At 71.1% G+C, this 26,115-nt stretch carries 24 protein-coding genes, 3 tRNA genes and 1 pseudogene; 12 read left to right on the top strand and 16 right to left on the bottom strand.

Annotated features, from left to right (window positions below):
- Window positions 1–160: 160 nt before the first annotated feature.
- Together D7231_RS11015 and D7231_RS11020 are read right to left on the bottom strand one after the other, a co-directional pair.
- Complete coding sequence (locus D7231_RS11015; protein ID WP_120754921.1) at window positions 161–1,606, bottom strand: DUF2252 domain-containing protein; 1,446 nt, start codon at window positions 1,604–1,606, stop codon at window positions 161–163.
- Window positions 1,607–1,723: 117 nt separating this feature from the next.
- Window positions 1,724–3,007, bottom strand: a complete 1,284-nt coding sequence (locus D7231_RS11020) for an IS701 family transposase (protein ID WP_120754923.1) — start codon at window positions 3,005–3,007, stop codon at window positions 1,724–1,726.
- Between the two features lie 324 nt (window positions 3,008–3,331).
- On the opposite strand from D7231_RS11020, the gene D7231_RS11025 reads away from it, so the two are divergent.
- Window positions 3,332–3,649 carry a helix-turn-helix domain-containing protein gene (locus tag D7231_RS11025; RefSeq protein WP_120755570.1) on the top strand — a complete coding sequence of 106 codons (318 nt, stop codon included), beginning with the start codon at window positions 3,332–3,334 and terminating at the stop codon, window positions 3,647–3,649.
- An 89-nt stretch (window positions 3,650–3,738) separates the two neighbouring features.
- On the opposite strand, the gene D7231_RS11030 is transcribed toward D7231_RS11025, so the two are convergent.
- On the bottom strand, window positions 3,739–4,434 hold the full coding sequence (locus D7231_RS11030) for a hypothetical protein (protein ID WP_147449702.1): 696 nt from the start codon (window positions 4,432–4,434) through the stop codon (window positions 3,739–3,741).
- Between the two features lie 347 nt (window positions 4,435–4,781).
- A tRNA-Leu gene (locus D7231_RS11035) sits at window positions 4,782–4,865 on the bottom strand.
- A 425-nt stretch (window positions 4,866–5,290) separates the two neighbouring features.
- Between D7231_RS11035 and D7231_RS11040 the strand changes: the two genes are divergently transcribed.
- From D7231_RS11040 to pknB, 6 genes are all read left to right on the top strand, one after another.
- A complete protein-coding gene (locus D7231_RS11040) occupies window positions 5,291–6,151 on the top strand; it encodes an FhaA domain-containing protein (RefSeq protein ID WP_120754927.1) in 861 nt (286 codons plus the stop codon).
- A gap of 10 nt (window positions 6,152–6,161) precedes the next feature.
- Window positions 6,162–6,707 carry an FHA domain-containing protein FhaB/FipA gene (locus D7231_RS11045; protein WP_120754929.1) on the top strand — a complete coding sequence of 182 codons (546 nt, stop codon included), beginning with the start codon at window positions 6,162–6,164 and terminating at the stop codon, window positions 6,705–6,707.
- 75 nt (window positions 6,708–6,782) lie between these two features.
- Window positions 6,783–8,330, top strand: a complete 1,548-nt coding sequence (locus tag D7231_RS11050; RefSeq protein ID WP_199739341.1) for a PP2C family protein-serine/threonine phosphatase — start codon at window positions 6,783–6,785, stop codon at window positions 8,328–8,330.
- A 40-nt stretch (window positions 8,331–8,370) separates the two neighbouring features.
- The gene (locus tag D7231_RS11055) at window positions 8,371–9,813 is read left to right on the top strand and encodes an FtsW/RodA/SpoVE family cell cycle protein (RefSeq protein ID WP_120754931.1); all 1,443 of its coding nucleotides are present in this window, start codon (window positions 8,371–8,373) and stop codon (window positions 9,811–9,813) included.
- On the top strand, window positions 9,810–11,264 hold the full coding sequence (locus D7231_RS11060; RefSeq protein WP_120754933.1) for a penicillin-binding transpeptidase domain-containing protein: 1,455 nt from the start codon (window positions 9,810–9,812) through the stop codon (window positions 11,262–11,264). The genes D7231_RS11055 and D7231_RS11060 overlap by 4 nt, the downstream gene beginning before the upstream one ends.
- Before the next feature lie 162 nt (window positions 11,265–11,426).
- A complete protein-coding gene (gene pknB, locus D7231_RS11070; RefSeq protein WP_120754935.1) occupies window positions 11,427–13,457 on the top strand; it encodes a Stk1 family PASTA domain-containing Ser/Thr kinase in 2,031 nt (676 codons plus the stop codon).
- Window positions 13,458–13,534: 77 nt separating this feature from the next.
- Here the strand turns inward: pknB and D7231_RS11075 are convergent, their stop codons facing one another.
- The 6 genes and pseudogenes from D7231_RS11075 to D7231_RS11100 form a co-directional block, all read right to left on the bottom strand.
- Complete coding sequence (locus tag D7231_RS11075; RefSeq protein WP_241999650.1) at window positions 13,535–14,227, bottom strand: class E sortase; 693 nt, start codon at window positions 14,225–14,227, stop codon at window positions 13,535–13,537.
- Between the two features lie 36 nt (window positions 14,228–14,263).
- A pseudogene (locus D7231_RS11080) lies at window positions 14,264–15,190 on the bottom strand (class E sortase); the annotation flags it as partial.
- Window positions 15,106–15,753, bottom strand: coding sequence for an aminodeoxychorismate/anthranilate synthase component II (locus tag D7231_RS11085; RefSeq protein ID WP_120754940.1), 648 nt, complete (start codon window positions 15,751–15,753; stop codon window positions 15,106–15,108). The pseudogene D7231_RS11080 and the gene D7231_RS11085, both read right to left, overlap by 85 nt.
- Window positions 15,750–15,926, bottom strand: a complete 177-nt coding sequence (locus D7231_RS11090) for a hypothetical protein (protein WP_120754941.1) — start codon at window positions 15,924–15,926, stop codon at window positions 15,750–15,752. Before D7231_RS11090 ends, D7231_RS11085 begins: the two co-directional genes overlap by 4 nt.
- A gap of 72 nt (window positions 15,927–15,998) precedes the next feature.
- Window positions 15,999–16,904 (bottom strand): class E sortase, encoded by a 906-nt coding sequence (locus D7231_RS11095; protein WP_241999651.1) that lies wholly within the window; start codon window positions 16,902–16,904, stop codon window positions 15,999–16,001.
- A gap of 63 nt (window positions 16,905–16,967) precedes the next feature.
- Entirely contained in the window at window positions 16,968–17,732 is a 765-nt protein-coding gene (locus D7231_RS11100; protein WP_120754943.1) for a DUF881 domain-containing protein, read from the bottom strand.
- A gap of 156 nt (window positions 17,733–17,888) precedes the next feature.
- Here D7231_RS11100 and crgA point away from each other — a divergent pair, with 156 nt between their 5' ends.
- Window positions 17,889–18,143, top strand: a complete 255-nt coding sequence (crgA, locus tag D7231_RS11105; protein ID WP_120754945.1) for a cell division protein CrgA — start codon at window positions 17,889–17,891, stop codon at window positions 18,141–18,143.
- A gap of 305 nt (window positions 18,144–18,448) precedes the next feature.
- Here crgA and D7231_RS11110 read toward each other — a convergent pair whose 3' ends face one another.
- Window positions 18,449–19,324, bottom strand: a complete 876-nt coding sequence (locus tag D7231_RS11110; RefSeq protein WP_120754947.1) for a rhomboid family intramembrane serine protease — start codon at window positions 19,322–19,324, stop codon at window positions 18,449–18,451.
- A gap of 144 nt (window positions 19,325–19,468) precedes the next feature.
- Window positions 19,469–19,996 (bottom strand): peptidylprolyl isomerase, encoded by a 528-nt coding sequence (locus D7231_RS11115; RefSeq protein ID WP_120754949.1) that lies wholly within the window; start codon window positions 19,994–19,996, stop codon window positions 19,469–19,471.
- A 254-nt stretch (window positions 19,997–20,250) separates the two neighbouring features.
- On the opposite strand from D7231_RS11115, the gene D7231_RS11120 reads away from it, so the two are divergent.
- Window positions 20,251–20,928 carry a DUF5324 family protein gene (locus D7231_RS11120; protein ID WP_120754951.1) on the top strand — a complete coding sequence of 226 codons (678 nt, stop codon included), beginning with the start codon at window positions 20,251–20,253 and terminating at the stop codon, window positions 20,926–20,928.
- Window positions 20,929–21,356: 428 nt separating this feature from the next.
- On the top strand, window positions 21,357–22,418 hold the full coding sequence (locus D7231_RS11125) for a helix-turn-helix domain-containing protein (RefSeq protein WP_147449703.1): 1,062 nt from the start codon (window positions 21,357–21,359) through the stop codon (window positions 22,416–22,418).
- Window positions 22,419–22,510: 92 nt separating this feature from the next.
- On the opposite strand, the gene D7231_RS11130 is transcribed toward D7231_RS11125, so the two are convergent.
- Window positions 22,511–22,583: transfer RNA gene (locus tag D7231_RS11130), tRNA-Ala, on the bottom strand.
- Window positions 22,584–22,701: 118 nt separating this feature from the next.
- Here D7231_RS11130 and D7231_RS11135 point away from each other — a divergent pair.
- Window positions 22,702–23,247, top strand: a complete 546-nt coding sequence (locus D7231_RS11135; RefSeq protein ID WP_030366854.1) for a helix-turn-helix domain-containing protein — start codon at window positions 22,702–22,704, stop codon at window positions 23,245–23,247.
- A gap of 13 nt (window positions 23,248–23,260) precedes the next feature.
- Complete coding sequence (locus tag D7231_RS11140; protein ID WP_120754955.1) at window positions 23,261–24,445, top strand: serine/threonine-protein kinase; 1,185 nt, start codon at window positions 23,261–23,263, stop codon at window positions 24,443–24,445.
- Between the two features lie 98 nt (window positions 24,446–24,543).
- Here D7231_RS11140 and D7231_RS37430 read toward each other — a convergent pair whose 3' ends face one another.
- From D7231_RS37430 to D7231_RS11155, 3 genes are all read right to left on the bottom strand, one after another.
- Window positions 24,544–24,678, bottom strand: a complete 135-nt coding sequence (locus tag D7231_RS37430) for a DLW-39 family protein (protein ID WP_003958712.1) — start codon at window positions 24,676–24,678, stop codon at window positions 24,544–24,546.
- Window positions 24,679–24,861: 183 nt separating this feature from the next.
- Window positions 24,862–24,935, bottom strand: a tRNA-Ile gene (locus tag D7231_RS11150).
- 71 nt (window positions 24,936–25,006) lie between these two features.
- Window positions 25,007–25,732: a DUF3566 domain-containing protein gene (locus tag D7231_RS11155; protein ID WP_120755574.1), complete on the bottom strand. Its 726-nt coding sequence runs from the start codon at window positions 25,730–25,732 to the stop codon at window positions 25,007–25,009.
- Between the last annotated feature and the right edge of the window lie 383 nt (window positions 25,733–26,115).

Consider the following 26,115-nt stretch of genomic DNA (forward strand, 5'->3'; position numbering starts at 1 on the left):
CACGTCGGTGCGCCCCACGATCCTCCGCCGAGACAGCGGCCGGCGGCGCCGGACGGCCTGAAGCCGGCCGGGCACCGCCGGACTGCGCCGTCGTGGCTTTTCGCCGTCGCGGCGGATTTTTCTTGCCTGCGGCAAGGGGGCTGAAGACAGGCGCCGCCCCCTAGACGCCCGTCTCCGCCGCTACCCGGCCCGCTCTGATCGCGCGGGTCAGGGAGTCGTGGTCGGCTTCTGTGCGGTTCGCGTAGGTCCGGGCGAACGTGGCCACCGCCTCGTCCAGGGCGTCGGACTTGCCGCAGTAGGCCGCTATCAGGCGCGGGTCCGTCGTGTGGGAGTGGGCGCGGGCGAGGAGCGCGCCGGTGAGGCGGGCGTAGTCGTCCAGTTCGGCGGGGGCGAGGGCCGCCGGGTCGACGCTGCCCTTGCGGTTGCGGAACTGCCGCACCTGGTACGGACGCCCCTCGACCGTGGCCCAGCCGAGCAGCACGTCGCTCACGACCTGCATCCGCTTCTGGCCGAGCACGACCCGCCGCCCCTCGTGCCCGTCCGGCGGCAGCGCGAAGCCGGCCTTCTCCGCGTACGGCAGCAGGACCGAGGGCCGGGCCTCCTTCACCTGGAGGACCAGCGGCTCCCCGCGGTGGTCCAGGAGCAGCACCACGTACGAGCGCAGCCCCACGCTCCCGGTGCCGACGATGCGGAACGCCACGTCCTGCACCTCGTACCGGGCGAGCAGCGGCAGCAGGTCCTCCGGGAGGGTGCCGAGGTAGCCGCCCAGCGCCGAGGCGACCGCGCCCGCCTCGGCGTCCGGCAGGCGCCGCAGCACCGGCGGGGCGTCCACGAAACGCCGCCCGCCGCCCGCCTTCTCCGTGGCCTTGGCGGCGAAGCGGGCGCTCGTGTTCCGCCGGGCCTTCTCGGAGACGCGCTCCAGCGTGCCGGTCAGGTCGCGGGCGTCCGCGTGGGAGACGAGCCGCTCGTCGGCGATGGCGTTCCAGGCGTCCGCGACGGGCATGCCGGCGAGCAGCCGCACCGTGTGCCGGTAGGAGCCGGCCGCGTCCCGCGCCGCGTCCCGGCAGGTGGCCTCGTCCGCGCCCGCCTCCCGCCCGGCCAGCACCAGCGAGGCGGCGAGCCGCTTCACGTCCCACTCCCAGGGCCCGTGCAGGGTCTCGTCGAAGTCGTTGAGGTCGATGACGAGTCCGCCGCGCGCGTCGCCGTAGAGCCCGAAGTTGGCGGCGTGGGCGTCCCCGCAGATCTGGGCGCCGGCCCCGGTCACGGCGGTGTCCACCAGGTCGTACGCCATGAGCCCGGCGGACCCGCGCAGGAAGGCGAACGGGGAGGCGGCCATCCGGCCGACCCGTATCGGCGTGAGCTCGGGCAGCCGGCCCGCGTTCGAGGCCTCGACGGCGGCGACCGCGTCCGGCCGGTCCGGACTCGCGTCCCAGCGCGCGTGCGCGGACCGCGGCACCCGCTCCCGCAGCGCCTTGCCCTCCGCCTTCGGCGACCCGGCCGCCCCCTTGGGCCCGGCGGGCCGGGCGAACCCCGGCACGTACGGCAGTCGCGACATCGCGCCCACCTCCCCCTTCGTCCTTGCTCTTACGGCTCTTACGTCGCGCATCCGGCGCACCGGACGCCGCGCACCGCACGCCGCGCGTCGATCGGATGGCGAGAACCTACCGGCGGAGCTCCGGCGTGAGACAGGGGGGACTCGGGCGGACTCGGGGGCGCGAACCGCTCAGGCGCACAGGGGCGTGACGGACCCCGCAGCGCGCCGCCGCCGCGCCGGGAACCCGCGCGCCCCCGCCCGCGCGGCGACGAGGTGGGCGACCGAGGCCAGCGTGATGTGGCGGTGCCAGCCCTGGAACGAGCGGCCCGCGAAGTCCCGGACGCCGGTCTGCTCGGAGATCTCCGCGAAGTCGCGCTCGACGACGTCCGTGAGCCGGGTCAGCCGCAGCAGGGTGGTCAGCGGCAGCCGCCGGGAGTCGGTGAGCCACAGCCGCGACGGCCACCGGTCGGAGGAGCGCCAGTCGCCCATGAGCAGCATCGGCCGGTGGTGGACGGCGCCGGAGCCGCCGCCGGGCACCCGGCACGCCAGCAGCACGGGAATGGCGCTCACCACGCCGAGGTGCAGGCGGCCCCCCACCGCGTCCGACCACTCCACCTGGCGGCGCATCCGCTTCATCGAGGAGATCAGGTTCAGGGCGGGCACCTCCTTGTCGCTGTACCCCTGGAGCAGGGAGCCGTCGACCCGCAGCGGCGTCGCGCCGTCGATGCGCAGGATCAGGGAGGCGCCCGCGCGGGCGAAGCGCCCCGCGGTCGCGCCCGCGTCGAGCCCCTCCACGTCCACGACGACGGGGCGCCGGCGCAGGCCCCAGGCCTCGGCCGCCTCCAGGGCGACGGATCCGGCGTGCTCCTCCAGGGAGGCGACGCGACTGGCGGCGGGTATGTTGGCGCGGCTGCGCCGGGCCGGGTCCTCCAGCCAGCTCCTGGAGAGCACCAGGCTCCAGTTGAAGGGCACACTGATCCGCTCCGAGGCGCTCCACGCGCCGAACGCCCGCTGCCCGTTGACGGTCTGGCCCAGGTGGGGGAGGAACTGCTGGTCGACGCCGACCGAGTGGATGCCCGCCTTGGGGATGACCGTGGAGTTGACCACCCACGCCTGGGGGCGCACCGCCTCGTCCGCGAGCCGCGCCAGCGCGCTCCGGACGGGCGCCCAGTTCCAGGACGACGCGGTGATGAAGTGGTGGACGCTCTGCTGGAGCGCCTTCCCGCCGATCTGTTCCGCGACGTTGCGCAGGGTCTTGCGGCCCTCCGCCGCCAGCAGGCCGCGTACGTACTGCTCGGCCATCCGGCGCTGGTCGTGCCGCGCGAGGGAGGCGAACAGCTCCGGCTCCACGTCCCAGCCGTCGGCAAGGGACGCCGTCCCGCCGGGCCCGCGCCCGGCCGCCGTGCGGCCGGGCACACGACCGGCCGCCGTCCCGCCGGGAGCACGGCCGGATTGCGCGGATCTGACTGCCATCGGATCTCCCCACGAGGTGGCTACCGGTGGTGGCTACCGGACTGGCGCCCGACCGTACCAAACCGACCGCGTGGTTTCTATTGATGCTTGAACCTTGTAACACCTAAGGCATCCCGGCCGCCCGGCTACGAAGAGTGGCGTGAACCTTGGCCGAATTCGACCGATTGCCTCATCACGCCTGGTCACAGATTGATCAAAAAGTGAACTCGCCCCCGTTGCGGCAATCTTTAGCCGGATGCGGGCTTTTAGTTAGCCCTAAAGGTGGCATCCTCTTAGGGGAAGGCGCCTAAGGGCGCCGTGAGTTCTTGGTTCCAGGGGGTAACGATGACGTGGCGCGACAGACGTGATCATGGATCGACGGCCGACGAGGCCGGAGGCCGGCTGGCACGCCACGCGACGGCATCCCTTGCGGGCCTCCTCGCCGAACGCGGCATGACGCGCAAGGACTTGGCGGAGAGCATGGGCGTCTCCCCGGGCAGGGTGAGCCAAATCCTCTCCGGTGACGAGAATCTGACCATGCGTTCGCTGGCCGCCGTGGCCGATGCGCTCGACGTGAAGATGGAGATCTCGTTCTCCGAGCCCGCCGCCGCAGGCTGCCAGGAATCGCCCGCACACAGAGCGTTGGCCAAGACGTACCGCTGAGCTGACGGCCTGTGACCTGGCTGTCCGTAAGCCGGAAGCCCGTAAGCCGGTCTCCCGAACCGGCGGCCCAGGACCCACCGCTCACCGCATCACCGCCCCGGCGGCTCCGCGGCGGCCGCGTACAAAGGCTGCCGCCGCAGTTCGAGGATCTTCCGGTCGTCGCTGCGCTTGCCGTGCGCGTGCGCCAGCTCCAGCAGGCGCGCGCACAGGTGCTCGGCCTCACCGAAGGCCCGCAGCGTCCGGCCGATCTCCTCGCGCGTCCGCCGGCGCTGCTCGACCGAACAGGCCTTCTCGATCTCGGCCTCCAGCGTGTCCGCCTTCTGCACCGCGGCCCGCACCTCTTCGTACCGCGCCTCGATCGAGACGGCAGGGCTGCTCTTGCCCCTGGCCGGGCGCCCGGGCACCTCGACCCGCGACTTCAGGTGCCGCGTGACCCGGTCCGCGAAGACGTCGAGCTCCCAGTGGTTGTCGAAGCCGTCGGCCAGGCGGGCGCACCAGTCGGCCCGGTCCGTCTGCAAGCGGTCCATCAGACTGTTGATCAGCAGGGAATGGCCGAGTGTGAGAATCGCCATCACCGGATGCTCGGCCTGCTCGGTCCGCCGCTTGGGCACCAGCCCCGCTCCCGCGACGATCCCGACCGCCGCCGGCGGCACGGCGGAGGCGTGCGGTAACAGCAGGCCGCTGGCGAGCGCCGCCATCGCGGACGTCCACAGCACGACGGCCAGCGCCGAGGCGGCCGAGCGCACCGTCCCCAGCAGCCGCCCCTGCCCCCGGAAGCGGTGCACGAGACACACCCAGGTCACGGGCGCGCAGACGGCAGCGGGCAATATCCACACCGAAAAAACGGACGTCTGGTCACCAGCCACCCCGCGTCCCCCATTCCGGATCACACAGCGCCCCGGTACGACTACGGAATGATGTTCCCACTCCAGCCACTACGGCGCGCCACGTTCCGGCCAAGCTCTTGAGGCCGCAAGGGCCACAAGGGCCCCTCGACGCCAAGGACATGGAAGGACGGATGAAAGGCGGACGAAAGGGCGAACAAGAGGACGGACAAAGGGCGGACAGAACACCAAAACGAGACAGACCCCCCGGAGTGACCGAAGTCACTTCGAGAGGTCTGTCCTCACTGTGCGCGAGGGGGGAGTTGAACCCCCACGCCCTTTCGGGCACTGGAACCTGAATCCAGCGCGTCTGCCTATTCCGCCACCCGCGCATGGGTGTCGTCCTCGGGCTTCCGGGCTTCTTCCGGCGGGGCCTTGGCCCTTCCGGTGTCTGCGCCGTGCGCCTTCCGACATCGAGAACATTAGCACGCCCTGGCGGGTGCCTTCACACTCGTTCTTCCCTGACCGGCGCAGGCGGGGGCCGTGGAGGCCCGCCCGGGCCGCCGGGACCGGTGGGGACCCCGCCGGTTGCGGGACACTGGCTCCCGGCCGCCTCTACGATCCCTATGTAGGGGTCCCGGTGAAGGGATCCCCGTGAAGGGGACAGGGAGGGTCGCGCCGGAGGGCCGGGGCGACACTCGTCACTCCTGGCCCCGAAGGGGAACCGGCCGTTTCCCCAACGCGTGGATACGATCAGTAAGCAGTATCAGGAACGACACCGAGCATCAGGAACGTCACTGAGGGAAGGAGGTGCCCCGTGGGAGTACTGAAGCGCTTCGAGCAGCGTCTCGAGGGTCTCGTGAACGGCACCTTCGCCAAGGTGTTCAAGTCCGAGGTGCAGCCGGTCGAGATCGCCGGTGCGCTCCAGCGCGAGTGCGACAACAACGCCACCATCTGGAACCGTGACCGCACCGTCGTCCCGAACGACTTCATCGTGGAGCTGAGCACCCCGGACTTCGAGCGGCTCAGCCCGTACTCCGGCCAGCTCGGCGACGAGCTGTCCGGCATGGTCCGCGACTACGCCAAGCAGCAGCGGTACACCTTCATGGGGACCATCAAGGTCCACCTGGAGAAGGCGGACGACCTCGACACCGGCCTGTACCGGGTGCGCAGCCGCACCCTCGCCTCCAGCGAGTCGCAGGACCACCAAGGCGGGCCGGGCCAGCGTCCCGGCGGCAGCCCGCGCCCGGGCAGCCCCGTCACGCACGGTGCGGGCTATCCGGCACCCCCGTCGGGGCTGCCGCCCATGCCCGCGTCCCCGCCGCCCTCCGCACCCCCCGGGCGGCCCGCGCCGCGCGCGGGCGGCAGCGGCTCCGCGGCGGGCGCGCCCGGCGCCCAGACCCGGCGCTGGATCGAGATCAACGGCACCCGCCACCAGATCTCCCGGCCCACCCTCGTGCTGGGCCGCAGCACCGAGGCGGACGTACGGATCGACGACCCCGGCGTCTCCCGCCGGCACTGCGAAATCCGGGTCGGCACCCCCGCCACCATCCAGGACCTGGGGTCGACCAACGGCATCGTGGTGGACGGACAGCACACCACTCGCGCTACGCTCCGCGACGGCTCACGGATCGTCGTGGGCAGCACCACCATCGTTTATCGGCAAGCCGAAGGGTGAAGCGGGGGCAATGTCAGAGCTGACCCTCACGGTCATGCGGTTGGGTTTCCTCGCCGTACTGTGGCTGTTCGTGATCGTGGCCGTTCAGGTCATCCGCAGTGACCTCTTCGGCACCCGGGTCACCCAGCGTGGCTCCCGCCGCGGCGGTGGCGAGAACCGGCCGCAGCGCGCGCAGGCCCAGGCCGCGCCTCCGCAGCAGCGCCAGCAGCAGCAGACGGGCGGCCGCAGGGCCGACCGGCGCGCGGACCGGGGCCGCCGCGGCGCCCCCACCAAGCTCGTGGTCTCCGAGGGCTCCCTCGCGGGCACCACGGTGGCACTGCAAGGCCAGACCATCTCGCTGGGCCGCGCCCACGACTCCACGATCGTGCTGGACGACGACTACGCCTCCAGCCGGCATGCCAGGATCTACCCGGACCGCGACGGCCAGTGGATCGTCGAGGACCTCGGCTCGACCAACGGCACGTATCTCGACCGCACCCGGCTGACCACCCCGACCCCGATCCCGCTCGGCGCGCCGATCCGCATCGGCAAGACCGTCATCGAGCTGCGGAAGTAGTAGGACCATGACGACCGGAGGGTGGGCAGCGTGGCTGGGAAGGGGCTGTACCCGGAGCCGACGGGCGAGGTGCGCATGAGTCTGTCTCTGCGCTTCGCCGCCGGATCGCACAAGGGCATGATCCGGGAGGGCAACGAGGACTCCGGTTACGCCGGCCCGCGCCTGCTCGCCATCGCCGACGGCATGGGCGGCCAGGCCGCGGGCGAGGTCGCCAGCTCCGAGGTGATCTCCACCCTCGTCCAGCTCGACGACGACGTCCCCGGCTCGGACCTCCTGACCTCGCTGGGCACCGCCGTGCAGCGCGCCAACGACCAGTTGCGCGTCATGGTCGAGGAGGACCCCCAGCTGGAGGGCATGGGCACGACCCTGACCGCCCTGCTGTGGACCGGCCAGCGCCTCGGCCTCGTGCACGTCGGCGACTCCCGCGCGTACCTGCTGCGCGACGGCGTCCTCACCCAGATCACCCAGGACCACACCTGGGTGCAGCGGCTGGTGGACGAGGGCCGGATCACCGAGGAGGAGGCCACCACCCACCCGCAGCGCTCCCTGCTGATGCGCGCGCTGGGCAGCGGCGACCACGTCGAGCCGGACCTGTCCATCCGCGAGGTCCGCGCCGGCGACCGCTATCTGATCTGCTCCGACGGCCTCTCCGGCGTCGTCAGCCACCAGACGATGGAGGAGACGCTCGCCAGCTACCAGGGCCCGCACGAGACGGTCCAGGAGCTGATCCAGCTCGCCCTGCGCGGCGGCGGCCCCGACAACATCACCTGCATCGTCGCCGACGTCCTCGACGTCGACGGCGGCGACACCCTCGCCCAGCAGCTCAACGACACGCCGGTGATCGTCGGCGCGGTCGCCGAGAACCAGCTCCAGCTGGGCGTCGACGGCGCCATGCAGACCCCGGCCGGCCGTGCCGCCGAGCACGCCCGCGCCAACCGGCCGGTGCCCCCGCAGGCTCCCGGCGGCGGCTTCGGCCCGCCCGGCAGCGGAGACGACGGCACCCCGGACGGCTCGTTCGGCGCCTTCATGGACGAGGACTTCGTCAAGGAGCCCCGGCGCGGCCGGTGGCTCAAGCGGACGCTCATCCTCGCCGTCGCCCTCGGCGTCGTCGCGGGCGGCCTCTACGGCGGCTACAGCTGGACCCAGACGCAGTACTACGTGGGCGCCAAGGACAACAACCACGTGGCGGTCTACCAGGGCATCAACCAGGACCTGGCGTGGGTGAGCCTCAGCAAGCTCTACCAGGACCACCCCGAGATCGAACTCAAGTACCTGCCCGTCGACCAGCGCAGCCGCGTCGAGGACACCATCGCGCTCGACAGCCGCGAGAAGGCGGAGCAGAAGGCCAAGGACCTCGGCCTGCTCGCCGGCGCCTGCAAGAAGGAAGACGAGCGGCGCAAGGCCGAGCAGGCGCAGCGGGACAAGGAGAAGCAGAACGGCGACCGGGTCGGCTCCGTCGGCGAACTGCCCAAGGACCCGAAGGACCCGAAGGACCCCAAGGCGGGCGACGCCAAGCCGGGGGCCGCCGGCCTCTCCGCCCAAGCCACCCCGGTGCCCAGCCCGGGCCCCACCCTCACCGAGGAAGAGCAGAAGTTGGTCCCGCAGTGCAGCGCTCAGCAGTAAAGCCGTAGGGGGCCATCAACTCATGTCAGCCATGCCATCCATGCCATCCAGCGCGGGCAGCAACACGACCGCGACGACCACGATCAGCACCGTGGGCCCGCCCAGCCGGCGCAACACCGAGCTGGCGCTGCTCGCGTTCGCGGTGATCCTGCCCTGCTTCGCGTACGCCAACGTCGGCCTCGCGCTCAACGGCGAGATGCCGTCGGGCATGCTCGGCTACGGGCTCGGCCTCGGCCTGCTCGGCGGCGTCGGGCACCTGGTGGTGCGCAAGTTCGCGAAGTACGCCGACCCGCTGCTGCTGCCGCTGGCCACCCTGCTCAACGGCCTCGGGCTCGTGATGATCTGGCGGCTCGACCAGTCGGAGCGGCTGGCGCGCCTGGCCAAGGCGCAGGGCTTCACGTTCCAGGCGTCGGCGCCCAACCAGCTGCTGTTCTCGGCGCTCGGCATCGCGCTCTTCGTGGCCGTGGTGATCTTCCTCAAGGACCACCGCATCCTCCAGCGCTACACCTACATCTCCATGGTGGTCGCGCTGATCCTGCTGGTCGCCCCGGTGTTCTTCCCCGGCAAGTTCGGCGCCAAGATCTGGATCACCGTCCCGGGCCTCGGTTCCATCCAGCCCGGTGAGTTCGCGAAGATCATCCTGGCGATCTTCTTCGCCGGCTACCTGATGGTGAAGCGCGACGCCCTGGCCCTGGCCAGCCGCCGCTTCATGGGGCTGTACCTGCCGCGCGGCCGCGACCTCGGCCCGATCCTCGCCGTCTGGGCGCTGAGCCTCGTCATCCTCGTCTTCGAGACCGACCTGGGCTCGTCGCTGCTGTTCTTCGGCATGTTCGTCGTCATGCTGTACGTCGCCACCGAGCGCACCAGCTGGATCGTCTTCGGTCTGCTGATGTCGGCGGGCGGCGCGGCCGTCGTCGGCTCCGTCGAGCCGCACGTCAAGGTCCGTGTGATGGCCTGGCTGCACCCCTTCGCGGTCTACGACAACCCGCGCCCGTCCTGGGCCACCACCGAGCAGATCGCCCAGGCCCTGTTCGCCTTCGGCTCCGGCGGCGTCTTCGGCACCGGCTGGGGCCAGGGCGCCTCCGACCTGATCCAGTTCGCCGCCAACTCCGACTTCATCTTCGCCTCCTACGGCGAGGAGCTCGGCCTGGCCGGCGCCATGGCGATCCTGCTGATCTACGGGCTGATCGTGGAGCGCGGCGTGCGGACGGCGCTCGCCGCCCGCGACCCCTTCGGCAAGCTCCTCGCCACCGGCCTCGCCGCGGCCTTCGGCATCCAGGTCTTCGTCGTGGCGGGCGGCGTCATGGGCCTCATTCCACTGACCGGCATGACCATGCCGTTCCTCGCCCAGGGCGGCTCGTCCGTGATCGCCAACTGGGCGCTGATCGCCATCCTGATAAAGATCAGCGACACGGCACGGCGCCCGGCTCCGGCCCCCGCTCCGTCCCCAGACGCCGAGATGACCCAGGTGGTCCGCCCGTGAACAAGCCCGTACGCAGGATCGCGATCTTCTGCGGCCTCCTCGTCCTGGCCCTGCTCCTGCGGGACAACTGGCTCCAGTTCGTCCAGGCCGACGAGCTGAAGACGCACAAGAACAACCGCCGCGTCGACATCGCCCGCTACAGCCAGCCCCGCGGCAACATCATCGTGGACGGCCAGGCCATCACGGGCTCCGTCGAGACCGGCGGCGTGGACTTCAAGTACAAGCGGACGTACACGGACGGCCCCATGTGGGCGCCGGTCACCGGCCGCTCCTCGCAGGTCTACGGCGCCACCCAGCTGGAGAACCTCTACGACCGCGTCCTCATCGGCGACGACGACCGCCTGTTCTTCAACCGCACCGTCGACATGATCACGGGCAAGGGGAAGAAGGGCGGTGACGTGATCACCACCCTGAACGGCAAGGCCCAGAAGGCCGCCTTCGAGGGCCTGGGCGACAAGAAGGGCGCGGTCGCGGCCATCGACCCGCGCACCGGCAAGATCCTCGCCCTGGCGTCCACCCCGTCGTACGACCCGTCCAAGATCGCGGGTGCCAACGACGGCAAGGAGTGGACGTCGCTGGACAAGGACAAGAACAAGCCCATGCTCAACCGGGCGCTGCGCGAGACCTACCCGCCGGGTTCGACGTTCAAGGTCGTGACGGCGGCCGCGGCCCTGGAGAACGGGCTGTACAAGGACGTCGACTCCAAGACCGACTCGCCGCTGCCGTGGACGCTGCCGGACACGGTCACCCCGCTGAAGAACGAGGGCGACATCCCCTGCAAGGACGCCTCGCTGCGGGTGGCCCTGCAGTGGTCCTGCAACACCGTCTTCGGCAAGGTCAGCGCCGACCTCGGCAACAAGAAGATGATGGACGAGGCGCAGAAGTTCGGCTTCAACAACGACAAGCTCGACACGCCCGTGCGCGCCGCCCAGAGCATCTACCCCAAGGACAACCGTCCGCAGAACGCCATGGACGGCATCGGCCAGGCCTCCAACCGCGCCACGCCGCTCCAGATGGCCATGGTGGCCGCCGCGGTCGCCAATGACGGCAAGCTCATGGAGCCGTACATGGTCGACAAGGTGCGCGCCCCCAACCTGAACGTGATCGAGACGCACCAGCCGAAGGAAATGTCCCAGCCGATGTCGCGGGACAACGCCCGGAAGATCCAGTCGATGATGGAGACCGTCGTCAACGAGGGCACCGGCAAGAACGGCCGCATCTCCGGCGTCACGGTCGGCGGCAAGACCGGAACCGCCCAGCACGGCGTGGCCAACAGCGAGAACCCCTACGCGTGGTTCATCTCCTACGCCAAGGGCTCCAACGGCTCGCCCGTCGCCGTCGCCGTGGTGATCGAGGGCTCGGACACGATGCGCGACGACATCGCCGGTGGCGCTCTCGCCGCGCCGATCGCCAAGAAGGTCATGGAGGCGGTGCTCAGCACGGCGAAGTGACGCCGCTCACCTCCGCCGTCCGGCGCCGCGCGCGACGGTACCGGTCGTGTATCAGGTGGCCGTCGCGGCCGGAAGGGGCGTGAGGTGCCGGGTACCGTATGCCGGACAGCACACCGCCGGACGTAGTGAAGGTGCGGTCAGGAAAACGGAAGGGCTGGAGCTATGGAAGAGCCGCGTCGCCTCGGCGGCCGGTACGAACTGGGCTCGGTGCTCGGCCGCGGTGGCATGGCCGAGGTCTACCTCGCCCACGACACCCGGCTCGGCCGCACCGTCGCCGTGAAGACGCTGCGGGTGGATCTTGCCCGCGACCCGTCCTTCCAGGCCCGGTTCCGCCGTGAGGCCCAGTCGGCCGCCTCGCTCAACCACCCGTCGATCGTCGCCGTGTACGACACGGGCGAGGACTACGTCGACGGCGTGTCGATCCCGTACATCGTCATGGAGTACGTGGACGGGTCGACCCTGCGCGAGCTGCTGCACTCCGGCCGCAAGCTGCTGCCCGAGCGGTCGCTGGAGATGACCATCGGCGTCCTCCAGGCGCTGGAGTACTCCCACCGGGCCGGCATCGTCCACCGCGACATCAAGCCGGCCAACGTCATGCTGACGCGCACCGGCCAGGTCAAGGTCATGGACTTCGGCATCGCCCGCGCGATGGGCGACTCCGGCATGACGATGACGCAGACCGCGGCCGTGATCGGCACCGCCCAGTACCTCTCCCCGGAGCAGGCCAAGGGCGAGCAGGTCGACGCGCGCTCGGACCTCTATTCGACCGGCTGCCTGCTGTACGAGCTGCTGGCCGTGCGCCCGCCGTTCGTGGGCGACTCGCCGGTGGCGGTCGCCTACCAGCACGTGCGGGAGGAGCCGAACCCGCCGAGCGTCCACGACCCCGAGATCACGCCCGAGATGGACGCCATCGTCCTCAAGGCGCTGGCCAAGGACCCGGACTACCGCTACCAGTCGGCCGACGAGATGCGCGCCGACATCGAGGCGGCCCTGGAGGGCCAGCCCGTCGCCGCCACGGCCACCATGGGCGCCGTCGGCTACGGCGCGGACGCCCCGACGGCCATGCTCCGCCCCCAGGCCCCCGCAGGCCAGGGGCAGACGTCCATGCTCCCGCCCGTACGGGACGACGACGGCGGGTACGGCGGCTACGACGACGGCCACGGCCGGCGGCGCGGCGGGGGCGGCGGCCGCAAGAGCAACCTGTCGACGATCCTGCTGATCCTCGCGGGCGTCCTGGTGCTGGTCGGTGCGATCTTCATCGGGAAGTCGCTCTTCAACGGCAGCGACAACGCCTCCAAGGTGTCCGTGCCGAACCTCGTCGGGCAGACGCTGAAGGACGCTCAGCAGCAGGGCGTCAACGGCGATTTCAAGGTCGTGCAGAACGGCACCGAGACCTGCGAGCAGGACAAGGGCAAGATCTGCAGCCAGGACCCGACGGGCGGCGGCAAGATCGACCGCGGCGGCGAGGTCAAGGTCAAGGTGTCCGCGGGCGCGGCCAAGGTCAGCGTCCCCGACGTCACCGAGAAGCAACTGGAGAACGCCCGGCGGATCCTGGAGAAGGCGGGCTTCCAGGTCAACACCAAGGGCAAGCAGGTCGACGGCGTCGCGGCCGACACGGTTCTTGAGCAGAACCCCAAGGGCGACACGCAGGCCGAGAAGGGCTCCGAGGTCACCCTCACCGTCGCCACGGCCAAGCCGACCAAGACGGTGCCGTCCGTGGTGGGCCAGAACGTGGACGCCGCGAAGAAGCAGCTGACCGACAACGGCTTCCAGGTGTCGGTGACGGAGGAGGACTCCACGCAGCCTCCGGGCACCGTCACCAAGCAGAGCCCCGACGGCAACACCCAGGCCGCCCAGGGCTCCATGGTCACCCTGACCGTGGCCAAGGGCGCGCAGAACGTCGTCGTGCCTCCCGTCCTGACGCACAAGCTCAAGGACGCCAAGAAGGACATCGAGGCCGCGGGCCTGAAGGTCGGCAACGTCATCGGCCCGCAGGACGACAACGCGGTCGTGCAGACCACGAACCCGCTCCCGGGCAACCAGGTCGCCAAGGGTTCCGCGGTCGACGTGACGACCACGGCGGGCCTTCCCGGCTCCGACACGGGCAACCCCGGCACCCCGGGCGGCGACCAGGGCGCCACGGGCAACACGGGCTTCATCGGAGGCGGCTTCATAGGGGGCCGTCGCCACTGACGCCGTAAGAACGGTGAACGCCGGGTGGGCTTCTTGAAACCCACCCGGCGTTCGGCGTTCCGAGCCGGCTTCCGGGGCTAGCGCAGTTCCTTCGGGGGCGTACGGTCCGCGTCGACCTTCTCCGTGCGCTCCAGCTCCGCCCAGACGATGTAGCGGTAGTCCGAGGTGTAGACCGGCGTGCAGGTCGTCAGGGTCAGGTAGCGGCCCGGCTTCGTCTTCCCCGATTCCTTCGGGACGGGGTCGATGACGGCGACGTTGTACTTCGAGGTCTGCTTCAGCTCGGCGTAGACCTTGTAGACGTACCAGACGTCGCGCGTCTCGAAGACGACCCGGTCGCCGGTCTTCACCTTGTCGATGTTGTGGAACTTCGCGCCGTGCCCGTCGCGGTGGGCCGCCAGGGTGAAGTTGCCCTGCTGCTCCCACGGCATCGCGGCCTTGGCCGGGGAGGTGTAGAAGCCGGCCACGCCCTCGTTGAGGACGTCGGTCCCCGTACCGCGCTTGACCAGGACCTCGCCGTTCTTCATGGCGGGCACGTGCAGGAAGCCGATGCCGTCCTTGGTGTCGAGCGCGCCGGGGCCCGACGGGCCCTGCGCCCAGCGGTCGCGCACGTGGTTGCCCTGCCGCTTCGCCTCGCGATCGGCGAGGACGTTCGTCCACCACAGGGAGTAGACGACGAAGAGGGCCAGGATCACGCCCGCTGTGATCAGCAGTTCGCCGATGACGCCCACGGCGGCGGCGAGGCGCCCCCGTCCCCGGTCAGTACGTGCCACTGACGTTCGTACCCCGCTCACTGTTCCCCGCGTGTCTCAGTTGACGAGCGCGTCCGGCTTTCCCTTGCTCCGGGGCCGCTCGTCGACCATCTTGCCCCACACGATCAGGCGGTAGGTACTGGTGAACTCGGGGGTGCAGGTGGTGAGGGTGATGTAGCGGCCGGGGCCACGGAAGCCCGAACCGGCCGGCACGGGGGCGATGACCGTGACATTCGCCGGTGACGTCTGGTCCAGACGGCTCGTCATCTCATACGTGTAGAAGGCGCTCCGCGTCTCCACGACGATCTTGTCGCCGGGCTTCAGGCGGTTGACGTAGCGGAACGGTTCGCCATGGGTGTTGCGGTGGCCGGCGAGGGCGAAGTTGCCTTGCTTGTCCCACGGCATCGCGGTCTTGAGGCCGGCATCCCCGTAATGGCCCACCATGCCGCGGTCGAGGACCTTCTGCTTGCCGACGCCCTCGGCGATGGGCGCCTTCACATCCAGCGACGGGATGTAGAGGATCGCGAAGCCCTCGCCCGGCGAGAACGCGCCCGCGTCCCGGTCGGCGGCGCCCTGGCCGTCCTCGTCCCAGCGGCTCTGCAAGTGATGGGCGGCCCCGCCGGCCTGCTGGAGGGCGCGGATGTTCGTCCACCACAGCTGGTAGGCGACGAAGAGCAGCATCACGAGGCCGGCCGTGATGAACAGCTCGCCCGTCAGCCGGCACAGCAGCACGCCCAGGCTGCCCCTGCGCGCCCGCCGGGCCGCGTGCCTCCGCGCAGCACGCCCCCCGGTCCGTACGGGCCTGTGCGCCGCCTGAGCCGGCACCTCCACCCTGCGCAGCTCCATCGTCGCCCGGTCCTCGGGCGGCAGCGGCTGCGATACGACCCGCGGGGGCGTGGTCACGCCCCGGCCGCCCCGGTCTTGCCCACCACCGGGGCCAGTCCCGCCGACCGCTCCACCGCCGTGGCGTCGCCGCAGGCGACCAGCCAGTTGGCGAGCATCCGGTGGCCCCACTCGGTGAGCACGGACTCGGGGTGGAACTGCACGCCCTCGACCGGCAGGTCGCGGTGGCGCAGGCCCATCGCGATGCCCGACTCCGTCCAGGCGGTGATCTCCAGCTCGTCCGGCCAGTTCTCCCGCTCGACGGCCAGCGAGTGGTAGCGGGTGGCCGTGAAGGGCGACGGGAGGCCCTGGAAGACGCCCGCGCCCTCGTGCGTCACCAGCGACGTCTTGCCGTGCAGCAACTCGGGCGCCCGCCCGACCACGCCGCCGTACGCGACGGCCATCGACTGCATGCCCAGGCAGACGCCGAAGACGGGGATGCCGTGCTGCGCACAGTGCCGCACCATGTCGATGCACACACCGGCCTGCTCGGGCGCCCCCGGCCCGGGCGAGAGCAGGACCCCGTCGAAGCCGTCCTGCGCGTGGGCGAGCTCGACCTCGTCGTTGCGCCGTACCTCGCACTCGGCGCCGAGCTGGTAGAGGTACTGGACGAGGTTGAAGACGAAGCTGTCGTAGTTGTCCACGACGAGGATGCGCGCACTCACTGGTTGACCGCCATTCCGTTGTCGACCGTCACGTCGTTGAACGGCAGCAGCGGTTCCGCCCAGGGGAAGACGTACTGGAAGAGCACGTAGACGACCGCCAGTACGAGCAGCAGCGAGATCAGTGCCCGCACCCATGCGTTGCCCGGCAGACGCCGCCAGATCCAGCCGTACATGCTGTCCCCACTTGCCGATGACGTAGTCGAAATTGCAGCACCAGACTAAGGGTCGGGCGCCCGCCGAGGGGGTCAGGCGGACAAAGCCCCGGGCCGGCCCCGCGAGACGGGCGAAGTGGCGTCCAGGTGCGCCCACACGATCAGCCGGTGGCTGTGGCCCCACTCCGGCTCGCAGGTGGTGAGGGTCAGGTAGCGGCCCGGGGTGCGGTAGCCGGACGCGGCGGGCACGGGGTCGATGACGCCCGTGTCGTCGGGGCGCGTGCGGTACGGGCGGCCGTCCACGCGGTACGTGAACCAGGTCGTGCCGTCGCTGATCACCACCGCGTCGCCCGCGCGCAGCTCGTCGAGGTCCTTGAAGGGGTCGCCGTAGGTGCGGCGGTGGCCGGCGACCGCGAAGTTGCCCTGCGCGCCGGGGCGGGCGGTCCGCTCGTAGTGGCCGAGGCCCCGCTTGAGGAGGTCGGTGCCGGTTCCTTCGAGGACGGGCTTGGCCCAGCCGGCGCCGAAGCGGGGGATGTACATGACGGCGAAGGCTCGGCCGGCCCGCGGCGCCGTGCCCGCGGGGGGCGCCTGGCCGGCGGTGCCCGCGCGGGGCGGGGTGCGGGAGGGTGCGTCGGGGCGTGCCGGACCGGACGGGTCTCCCGGCCGGGCTCCCGGCTGGTCCCCTGATCCGCCCCCTGATTGGCCGTCTGATCGGCCTCCCGATGGGGCGGACGGATCGTCAGGCAGGCCGCCGGCCTCGGGCTGCGCGCCCTCCGGCTGCTGCTGCCCCGCCTGCTCCCCTGCCTGCTCCCCCGGCGCGGCCGCCGCACCCACGGCCCCGCTCGACCAGCGGTCCTGGAGCCGGCCGAGCTCCTCGTCCATGGCGCTGTCGGCGCGCACGCCCGTCCAGTAGAGGACGTAGACGACGAAGAGGACGAGCAGAGTGCCGATGGTGACGCACAGTTCGCTGAAGGTGCGGACGACGGTCCTCGACCTCACCGCGGGCCTCCTCCCGCTCGTGCTCCCCGCTCACGTCCTCACGTCACGGGCTCACGTCACGGCTCATGTCACGGGCTCGGCGTAGTGGAGGTCCACTGTGCCCGAGTAGCCCGGAAGAGTCACCGCCTCGTGCTGGTCGACTTTCCAGCCGAGCCCGTACGCGTTGACGTACTGGAGGTAGTTCTGGATCGACGGGGAGGCGTCGATCGCCTTGCGGAGCGCGCCGCGGTCGCCGACGGCCGTCACCTTGTACGGCGGGGAGTAGACGCGGCCCTGGAGGATCAGGGTGTTGCCGACGCAGCGGACCGCGCTGGTGGAGATCAGCCGCTGGTCCATGACCTGGATGCCCTTGGCGCCGCCCTGCCAGAGGGCGTTGACGACGGCTTGCAGGTCCTGCTGATGGATGACCAGGTCGTTGGGCTGCGGCTGCGGGACGCCGGGGATCTTGGCCGTGGCGTTCGGCGGGGCGTCGGTGAGGGTGACGGTCAGGCCCGGGCCGCTGAGCTTCTCGGTGCCCGCGGCCGCCGCGAGGTCGGCCAGCTTCTTGTTCTGGGCGGCGGTGTTGCCGTCGCCGCGCCGGGCGAGGGCGTCGACCTGGGAACGGACGGCCGCGGCGCTCTCGTCCAGGCCGGCGTTCTTGCGGCTGCGCTCCTGGATGAGGTCGGAGAGCCGGAGCATGGAGTCGTCGGTGCGGATGTTGGTGCCGTGCGCGGTGTTGAAGCTCGTCCAGAAGATGAGGCCGGCCAGCGCGAACACGCCCCCGGTGAGCAGCCGGACGGGCTTGAAGCGCCGGGAGGGCCTGCTGGTGGAGTCCGCAGAATTACTCAACGTACCCTTATCCTCTCCGGCGCCACGGAAGCACTACGCTAACGGACGCCCGGGGCAAGGTGGCGTTCCCGCCGCCCACCGCCCCGGGGCCGGCCCTTTGTCCCGCCCCATGCAGCCCCAGCGCGGTCACGCAGCGCATCGACAGGAGAGTTCCTCGTGCCGAAGTCACGGATCCGCAAGAAGGACGACTTCACGCCGCCGCCGGCGAAGCAGCAGACCATCAAGCTGAGCTCCGGACGGGGCTGGGTGGCGCCGCTGATGCTGGCGATGTTCCTGATCGGGCTGGCCTGGATCGTCATGTTCTACGTGACCAGTGGCGACATGCCCGTCGAGTCGCTCCACAACTGGAACATCGTGGTCGGTTTCGGCTTCATCGCGGCGGGGTTCGTAGTCTCCACACAGTGGAAGTAGCAAGCCCTCCGGGGAGCCTTCCGGGGAGTTATCCACACCCTCGTCCACAGTGGGGAAAAACTCAGAAGATCTGTGGATAACTTCCTCACCGTTGACGCCGGTGTGACTGATCACAAGCGCGGTGGGCCGCTTGGCGGCCCCGCCCACCAGCGGAAACGTAGCTCTGTACGAGCACGGACACGCGTTCCCCACAGCGTGCACAAGATTCTGTACGCGCTGTGGACAAACGCACGGGTCAGCCGGGGCCGGGTGCCCCGGCCGGCCTGAGACCCTGAGCCCACAGCGCCCGGGTCTCAGCGTCCGGATCAGCCGGAGAAGCCGACGAGCTCCGGCAGCGTCGCCGTCCGTACGATCACCGCCGCGACGATCACCGCCAGCGTCACGCCGCAGGTGAGCCCCTGGACGAGCGCCCGCTTCTCCCGGGGCGCGTGCACCATCCCGTACGCGACGACCGCGCCCACGACCAGCCCGCCGATGTGGGCCTCCCAGGCGATGTTGTGCCACGTGAACGTGAAGATCAGGTTGAGCACCAGCAGCGCCGCGACGGGCCGCATGTCGTAGTTGAGGCGGCGCATGATCACCGCCGTGGCGCCCAGCAGGCCGAAGATCGCGCCGGACGCGCCGAGCGAGGGCTGGCGCGGGTCCGCGACGACGAAGGTGAGCGCGGAGCCGCCGAGGCCGGCCAGCAGGTACAGCGTGAGGTAGCGGGCGCGGCCCAGGGCCGCCTCCAGCGGCGGGCCGATCCACCACAGCGACAGCATGTTGAAGGCGATGTGCATCGGCGCCTGGTGCAGGAACATCGAGGTCAGCAGGCGGTACCACTGGCCCTCGGCGACGCCCTGCGGCTCGCCGCCGAGCACGGCGCGGCCGAACAGCTCCAGCTCGTCGAGCAGGCCGTCGCCGGTGGCCATCACCGCGACCCACAGGGCCACGTTGACCGCGAGCAGGATCTTGGTCACCAGCCGGGGGTCGGCGGCCTGCGTGCCGCCCGCGATGGTGCGCGGCGCGGTGGCCTGCGGCCGGTGTCCCGTACCGGAGTCGCCGGCGACGCAAGCCGGGCACTGGAACCCGACGGATGCGCTCACCATGCACTCCGGGCAGATCGGCCGCTCGCAGCGGGTGCAGCGGATGCCGGTCTCCCGCTCGGGATGCCGGTAGCAGCCGACGGCCTGGTCGTTCATGCGTTCCCCTTGCGCCGGGTGGTGGGCGGGCCTGTCCGGGACGCGCGGCCCCGCCCGTCATACGGACGAGCGGGGCGCCGGGTTCCCTCGGGCGGGCGAGGGCGGGTGAGGGAGGAGGAGGGCGGGGAAGGCGGCCTCCCGCCGTCAGCGGGTCTCGACGACGACCGACTCGATGACCACGTCGTTGACCGGGCGGTCGGTGCGCGGGTTGGTCTGGGCGGTGGCGATGGCGTCGACGACCTTCTTGGAGGCGTCGCTCGTGACCTCGCCGAAGATGGTGTGCTTGCGGGTCAGCCACGTGGTGGGCGAGACGGTGATGAAGAACTGCGAGCCGTTGGTGCCCGGGCCGGCGTTGGCCATGGCCAGCAGGTAGGGCTTGGTGAAGGCCAGGTCCGGGTGGAACTCGTCCGCGAACTTGTAGCCCGGGCCGCCGGTGCCGTTGCCCAGCGGGTCGCCGCCCTGGATCATGAAGCCCTCGATGACGCGGTGGAAGACCGTGCCGTCGTACAGCTTGTCCGTGGTCTTCTGGCCCGTCTCCGGGTTGATCCACGCGCGCTCGCCCTTCGCGAGCTCCACGAAGTTCTTGACGGTCTTCGGGGCGTGGTCCGGGAAGAGCCGGATCTCGATGTCGCCCTGGTTGGTCTTCAGGGTGGCGTAAAGCTGCTCGGCCACGGTCTGCCTTCCCTCGTCTGCACTGTCGGCTAACGATCCTCGCACGTACGGGTTGGCGGCGAGTAGCGGACAAACACCCGCGCGCCGCGCGAAACCGTGGCATGGTCGAGCGGGGCTCACCGCCCCTTCACCTCACGCTCACTTCCCCGATGACCCGGATGCACGCTCGCACATGCCGGACCGCCCGTCCCCAGGCATGATTTTTCACTGGGTGGAAAGGCGACAAAACACACGCCACCGAGGAGGAGGATCTCGTGACCCGCAAGGACAGCGTGCGCGCCGCGACCAGCACGGCGAAGGACAGTGTCCGGCACGCCGCGGAAGTGGTGGCGCCGTACGCCGGCACGGCCAAGGACGCGGCCGTGCACTACGCGCATGAGGCCCGGACACGGCTGGCGCCCAAGGTCGCGGAGGCCGCGCACCAGGCCGCGCACCAGGCCCGCTCCCAGTACGACGCACATCTCCATCCCCGGATCGAGCACGCCCGCGGCGCCCTGCCCCCGAAGATCGACCAGGCCGCCGTGCGCGCCCGCACGGCCGTCGAGCCGGTCCGGGACGAGGCCGTCGCCCGGAGCGCCGCCGCCCTCGCGGCACTGCGCGGGCAGGTGACCCCGAAAGAGATCGAGAAGCTGGTCGCCCGGCGCGACCGGCGGTGCCGGGCGGGACGGGCGCTCCGCCGCTTCGCGGTGATCGGCCTGCTCGCCGGCGGGGCGTACGCGGCCTGGAAGTGGTGGGACAAGCAGGCCAATCCGGACTGGCTCGTCGAGCCGCCCGAGGCCACGGAGGTCCGGGACCGGCCCCCGCTGACGTCGGTCGACGGCACGGGCCCGGAGAGCGCGTCCTCGCCGCTCGACCCGGAGGTCCAGGCCAAGCAGGCCGAGGCGGAGTCCTCCCCGGAGAACAACGACGGCCCGGGCGAGCGCCCGTACTGACCGCCCGCACCGTCCGCACCATCCGTACAGACCGCCTGTACTGACCATCCGTACCGACCCTTCGTAACCCCGCTCCGAACGTCCGCGCCGAGGCCTCCGGGCCCCGGCGCGGACGTATTTGTTTCCGGAAGCGGAATCCATCACTCAAATAACGGCATCGGTTACCCGCGGGATATCGCCATTCCTTTTCGGAAAAACCGACGGTAGAGTCTGTGAGGGGCGATTGACGGGGTCATGCCCCGCCCTCACCTTCGTTTCCACGGGCGGCCGCCCGCCCCTGGCCCGCTGCCCCAGGGCCTGAGATCCGGCTGCCCAGGGCGTGCGGCGCCCGACAACAAAGAAATACGAACTTTAAATCAATGTGAAATCCCCCCGGTTATGCGGCGGCGAATCAGGCACCCCCCACCAAGCCGACGACGGAGAAGAAAATGGATAAAACCGCTACGGAGGTGCCGCAGCTGTCGCCTCTCAGCGACCTCCATGTGCTGCTCTACCGCATGGCGCTCGAGCAGGGCAGGCTCCGGCCGAAGGCGGCCGCCCACCGCTTGGACGTGCCGCGCGCCGTCGTCCGCGCCGCCGTGGACGACCTCTCCCGGCTGCACCTGCTGCGCCCCGCCGAGGAGGCGCCCGACGCCGCCCGGCCCACCGGGGAGCTCGCCGGCGGTGCCGGCCGCGACACCGAGTACGCCGCCCGCAACCCCGACGTCGCCGTCACCCACGTGACCGGCCCCATCGAGGCGCGGATCCAGCAGCTGCACCGCGAATCCGAGCGGATGAGCAGTCATGTGCTGGCCATGAAGCCGGTGTTCGAGGAGTCCTGGCACGGCCACTTCACCCGGACCCCCATCGAGTACCTGACCCTCCCGGACGCCATCCGCTCCGCCCTCGAACGCCTCTCCGCCACCGCCCGTACGGAGGTCGCCGCCGCCCACCCCGACGTGCCGGACCCCGCGGCCCTGGAGGAGGGGCTGCAACGCACCACCGAGCTGACCGCCCGCGGCGTGCTCGTGCGGACCCTCTACCCCCACTCCGTCCTCACCCACGCCCACGTGCAGCAGCACCTGGGCCGGATGGCGGAGCTCGGCGCCCGGGTCCGCACCACCGCCCACGTGCCCGACCGGGTCCTCATCTTCGACGCCGGCACCGCCGTCCTCGCCGACCACGGCAGCTCCCCCGGCGACGGCAAGGGCGCCCTCGCCGTCCGCGACCCCTCGCTCGTGCGCTTCCTCTACCGGTCCTGGGAGAGCGCCTGGGAGTCCGCGCGGCCCTTCACCGGATCCGGCGACGACGGATCGGCCAAGGACGAACTGCGCCGGTCGATCCTCGAACTCCTGGAGTCCGGCATGAAGGACGGCATGGCGGCCCGCCGGCTCGCCATGTCCGTCACCACCTACCGGCGCCACGTCACCGAACTGCTCGCCGAGCTCGGCGCCCAAAGCCGTTTCCAGGCGGGAAGCTACGCCCGCCGCGCGGGCTTACTGGACGACTGACGCGCACGGCCCCACGGGCCGCACGAGCACGCCACCACACCACGAAAAATCCCCTCCGCCTTGCGTTTCCGCAGGTCAAAGGGGATTTCTTGTGGAGCCTAGGGGAGTCGAACCCCTGACATCTGCCATGCAAAGACAGCGCTCTACCAACTGAGCTAAGGCCCCGTCGCCGACCAGACTACCCGGTGCCCGCGGTGTTTTCCGACCGGGTATCGCCGGGGCCCAGCACTCTCCGTAGGATGCACCGCAAGATTCGCTGAAGCGAAGCGAAGGGGAGAGCGAGATGGACGCAGCACAGCAGGAAGCCACCGCCCGCGCGCGGGAGCTGCAGCGTAGCTGGTACGGAGAGCCGCTGGGGGCGCTCTTCCGGCGGCTCATCGACGACCTCGGCCTCAACCAGGCCCGGCTCGCCTCCGTGCTCGGCCTGTCGGCGCCCATGCTCTCCCAGCTGATGAGCGGCCAGCGCGCGAAGATCGGCAACCCCGCGGTCGTCCAACGAGTCCAGGCGCTTCAGGAGCTCTCCCGCCAGGTCGCCGACGGCACCGTGAGCGCCGCCGAGGCGGCCGACCGGATGGAGGAGGTCAAGAAGAGCTCGGGCGGCTCCGTCCTCAACTCCACGCAGACGACGGCCAGCAGTGGTGCGCCGACCGTGCGCCGGGTGGTCCGCGAGATCCAGTCGCTGCTGCGCTCCGTCGCCGGCGCGGGCGACATCATCGAGGCCGCGCAGAGCCTGGCTCCCACGCATCCCGAACTCGCCGAGTTCCTGCGGGTGTACGGCGCGGGGCGGACCGCCGAGGCGGTCGCGCACTACGAGGCCCACCAGAGCTGACCGCGCGCACGCGATGGGTGAGCTCTTCGCCGGGCGCTACGAGCTGGTGGACCCGATCGGCCGGGGCGGGGTGGGGGCCGTCTGGCGTGCCTGGGACCGGCGCCGGCGCCGCTACGTGGCGGCCAAGGTCCTCCAGCAGAGCGACGCCCACACCCTGCTGAGGTTCGTCCGCGAGCAGGGCTTACGGATCGACCACCCGCACGTGGTCGCGCCGATGAGCTGGGCCGCCGACGACGACAAGGTGCTGTTCACCATGGACGTGGTGAGCGGCGGCTCCCTCGCCCATCTCATCGGCGACTACGGGCCCTTGCCGCCGTCCTACGTGTGCGTCCTGCTGGACCAGCTGCTGTCCGGCCTCGCGGCGGTGCACGCCGAAGGCGTGGTCCACCGGGACATCAAGCCCGCGAACGTCCTCCTGGAAGCGACCGGCACCGGCCGGCCCCACGTCCGCCTCTCCGACTTCGGCATCGCCATGCGGAAGGGGGAGCCCCGCCTCACGGACGCCAACTACGTCATGGGCACCCCCGGTTATTTCGCGCCGGAGCAAATGCTGGGCGACGAGCCCGATTTCCCCGCCGACCTCTACGCCGTCGGCCTCACCGCGCTGTATCTCCTCACCGGCCGCAAACCCGACGCCGAGGCGCTCGTGGAGCGCTTCACCGAGCACGGCACGCCCGGAGCTCCGGAAGAGGTCCCCGAGCCCCTCTGGCACGTGATTGCGGGCCTCCTGCAACCCGATCCGGGGCTGCGCTTCCGTACGGCCACGGGCGCGCGCAAGGCCCTTGCGGCGGCCGTGGAGATGCTGGGCGCCCCCGCCGCGGACGAGGAGCCCATCGAGGTCTTCGACCAGCTCGGGCCGCTGCCCGCGGGGTTCGGCCCGGACGGCCCGCAGCACCCTGCCGCGCCGGTACCGCCGCCCCTGCCGGCCTATCCGCCGCACCCGGCGCCGCAAGCCCCGCACCCGGGGCCGCAAGCCCCGCAAATCCTGCAAGCCCCGCAACCGCCCGCCCCACCGGCTCCTCCGGCCTATCCGGCTCCCCCGGCCCATCCGTTCACGCGCGTCTACACGGCCCCCCAGCCCGTACGGAACCCCGCTCCTGAACGGCAGCCCGGCCCGCCCGCCAAGGTGGCCGTCCCCGTGCTGATCGTCGCGCTGATCTGCCTGGGAATCGGCTTCTGGGCGCTCACCTCCGCCTAGCCTGCCACCCAGGTTGCTCCCGCAAATAAATCATTTGCGTATGAAAACAGCAGGGCCCCGGCCGTGTCGGCCGGGGCCCTGCTCAGGACTCGTTTGTCTCACACACCCGAACCTGCGGGCACGGAGTCGGTCGCCTCCGTCCACAGGTCCTGCTCGGCGCGATCCGCCTGGATCTGGCGGTACACGAGGAGCCCGCCGATGGCGGCCAGTGCGACCAGGAGGAGCTTCTTCACCGCGCGACCTCGTCTTTCCTTGACGTAAGGGGACCTCTGGTGGCCGATGATACACACCGGCCGATACCGATCGGTGACCTGTGCGGCGCCCGCTTCCGCCGGGCGGCCGCGGACCCAACTCCCCACCTGGGGAAAACAGATCGGCCCGGGCGGAGAAAATCTCCGTCCGGGCCGATCGTGCGGTGGGGCTAACAGGACTTGAACCTGTGGCCTCTTCCTTATCAGGGAAGCGCTCTAACCGTCTGAGCTATAGCCCCGCGCGACACCGAAAGATTAGCGCACTTGGGGCCCAGTCCCAAAATCCGGTCCGCCGGGCCCCTGCGCACGGCTATTCGTCCTCGGCGAGGGTCAGCTCCACGCCGCCCACGAAGCCCGCCGAGAGGTTGTAGACGAAGGCCCCCAGGGTGGCCAGCGCGGTCGCCAGGACCACGTTGATCACCGCGATGACCGAGGTGAAGAGCAGCACCCGGGGAAGCGACAGGAACGACTGGAGGTCGAAGCCGCCGCCGTCGCTGGAGGTCGTGGCGTCGCTGATCGTCCCGCCGACGGTCGAGAAGACGCCCATGGCGTCCATGACCGTCCACAGCACGGCCGCCGCGACGATCGTGCAGATGCCCAGCGCGATCGACAGCAGGAAGCTGACCTTCATCACCGACCACGGGTCGGCCTTGGCCACCCGCAGCCGTGCGGTGCGCGTACGGGGCGCGGGGCGCCCTGCCGGGCGGGGCGCGGCAGCGGAGGCCCCGCCGTCCTGCACGGGCTCCTGGCGGGCCGCGGGGCGCGGCACGGCAGCGCCCGCCCCGGCGGCCTTCTGAGGCTCCTGGCGGGGCGCCTGGGCGCCACCGGAGCCCTTGCCCGCGGCACCCTTCTTGAGGGCACCCGCGGCGGCCTTGGGGCCGTCCTGGCCGGGGATGCGGGGCGGCGCCTTGACGGCGTTCCGCGGATCGGCCGAGGAGGCCTTCGCCGAACCCTTCGCCGGGCCGCTCGCAACGGGCTTGCCCCCGTTGCTCCCGGCGCTGCCGCTCCCGCTGCCGTTCCCCGTCTCGTCAGCCACGCTTGCAGCCTTCCCCGCCCCGGCCGCCTTCACCTCGGCGGAAGGCTCAGTCTTGGAGGTCGCGGCCTTCGCCGCCTTGCCGGACTTCCCGGCGCCGGCGGTGCTCCCGGCCTCGGCCTCGCCCTTGCCGGACGTCTCCGCCGGCTCGGAGCCGGCCGAACCGGCCGAACCGGCCGCGCCCGCCGAACCCGCCGGAGGCTCGTACGCCTGCGGCGGGTGGTAGGGCTCCGGCTTGGGCTCCGGCTTCCGGGAGTCCGTCAACGTCCCCCCTCGGGAGCCCGCGTCCGCGGCGGAGCCACGGGCGCCCGCCTCATCGGTAGCAGGTGCGGCGGAAGTACTGCGCTCGGCACCTGCACCGCTTGCCGCGGCGCCCGTGGCTCGAC

The sequence above is a fragment of the Streptomyces klenkii genome (genome assembly GCF_003626645.1).
Classification (GTDB): Bacteria; Actinomycetota; Actinomycetes; order Streptomycetales; family Streptomycetaceae; genus Streptomyces; species Streptomyces klenkii.